Annotated in this window: 1 protein-coding gene; it reads right to left on the bottom strand. The window is 78.5% G+C overall.

Annotated features, from left to right (window positions below):
• Window positions 1–55: 55 nt before the first annotated feature.
• Complete coding sequence (locus P1P75_RS41265) at window positions 56–1,942, bottom strand: WD40 repeat domain-containing protein (protein ID WP_369076359.1); 1,887 nt, start codon at window positions 1,940–1,942, stop codon at window positions 56–58.
• Between the last annotated feature and the right edge of the window lie 80 nt (window positions 1,943–2,022).

Below are 2,022 nucleotides of genomic sequence, written 5' to 3'. Positions count from 1 at the left end.
CCACACCGTGATCCGCTGCGGCGCCGCCTGCCGGCCCGGACGGCTCGACGTTCGCCTACGGCGTCTCGGCGCCGTTCGTCGGCATGAGGCGGAACGTGTAGTGGGTGCCGGTGCGTTCGGCGGTGGCCAGCGTGCGGCCGTCGGGGCTGAGCAGGACGCGGTCCAGGGGGCGGTTCCGCCAGGCGCCGGTCGTCGGCGCGGTCACGTCGAGGGAGTGGACCGTGCCGCCCTCCAGGTAGCGCAGGACCGGGCGGCCGGGGTCCCAGGCGAGGCCGCCGTACAGGCGCTGGTTGTTCAGGGCGTGGTGGAAGACGGGCGTTCCTGGGGCGGCCAGGCGCCACACGCAGATCTCGCCGCGGTTCGCGGTGGCCAGGAAGGCGCCGTCGGGGCTGAAGGCCGCGTGCGCGGGGAGGGGTGCGGGCAGGTCCGCGACCGTGCGGCCGGTGACGGTGTCCCAGACCCGCACGCCCGACCCGGACAGGGCGGCGAAACGGGTCGTGCCGCGCGGGCCGGGCACAAGCGCCGACGTCTCCCCGCACATCCCGCGCGCCCGGTCCCAGTCCCCGGCCAGGACCCGCCCCGCCTCACGCACCCTCGGCGCGCCACCGACCGGGCAGGTCGCCACCGTGCGGCCGTCGGGGAAGACCGCCACGTTCGCGGCGCCCGCCGTGCCCCGCGTCACCGACAGCGGACGGCCGTCGGCGACCGACCTCAGCTCGACCCGGTCGTCATCGACGCCGTCCTCGGTACGGGCGTCGGTGCCGCTGCCGCTGCCGATACCGCTGCCGGCTCCGGCTCCGCCACTTACCCCGGTCCGGGTCGGGGTCCGGGTCGGGGTCCCGGTCCCGGTCCCGGTCAGGAGATACCCGTCGCCGCCCGGGGTGAAGACCAGGTCGTACGGGGCGGCGGTCCGGCGGGGCGGGCCGCCGGTCCAGGTGCCGGTCCCGGTGTCCCACAGGCGCGGGCCCTGCGCCGTGGCCAGCGCGAGCAGCCTGCCGTCCGGGGAGACCGCGTCCACCGTGTGCGGGCCCGCGGGCAGCAGCCCCGAGCCGGTACGGCGGTGCGCGGCCACGTCCCAGGCCGTCCAGCGGCCGTCGGCCACGCTGAGCAGGGTCCGGCCGGAGCCGACCAGGAAACGCCGGGGCCCGTCGCCGGGGGCGGGGTCGGAGAACGCGTCGCGCTCCGGCTGGGTGAGCGCGCCCAGCAGCGCGCGCCGCGACTCGGGCAGCGGGGAGATGCGCCAGGCGGCCACGCCGAGCCGCATCGCCGCCCGCGGGTCGGTGGTGCGCAGCGCGTCGGCGACGGCCGCGATCCGGCGCGCGGCGGTGTCGGTGCGCTGGCGCCGCGCCTCGCAGGCCTGGTCCCAGGCGGCCACGCCGGTGAGCAGCGCGAGGGCCAGCACGGCGGAGAGCGCCGTCACCAGCGTCCGCGCCCGGCGCGCGGACCGCTCGGCCGCATCCCGCTCCGCCGTACGGGACTGGAGCGAGGCCCGCAGGAAGTCGCGTTCCGGTGCGGTCAGCGCGCGGTCCCACGCCCGGCCGGGAAACAGTTCCTCCACGCGCGCGAGGCGGCTGCCCCGGTACAGGCTGCCCGGGTCGTGATCGTGCTCGCGCCAGACGCGGGCGGCATCCGTCAGCGCCCGGTGGTGGCGCAGCCGTTCCCGCTCCTCGTCCAGCCAGCCGCACAGCCGGGGCCAGCAGGTCAGCAGCGCCTCGTGCGCGAGCTGCACCCCCTCCTCGTCGACGGTGACCAGCCGCGCCTGCGCCAGCCGCTCCACCACCGCGGGCACACCGGGGTCCGCCCACTCCGCCAACTCTGCCCGGCCGACCGGCCGTCGGGTGTCCGGCGCGGATGCTGCCGGGCGTACCGGCCGCGGCCCGTCCCACCTCGACAGCAGCCGGCGGGAGGGGTCACGGAGGGCCGTGGACGGCTCCCCGCCCACGGCCCCCTCCGGGACGGGACCCGCCGGGCCGGGACCTGCGGACGCGTCAGGTCCCCCTGTCCCTGCCCCCGGCTCCGCCC

Source organism: Streptomyces sp. ID05-39B (assembly GCF_033794725.1).
GTDB lineage: Bacteria > Actinomycetota > Actinomycetes > Streptomycetales > Streptomycetaceae > Streptomyces > Streptomyces bobili.
This window is presented reverse-complemented; position numbering and strand designations above follow the sequence as displayed.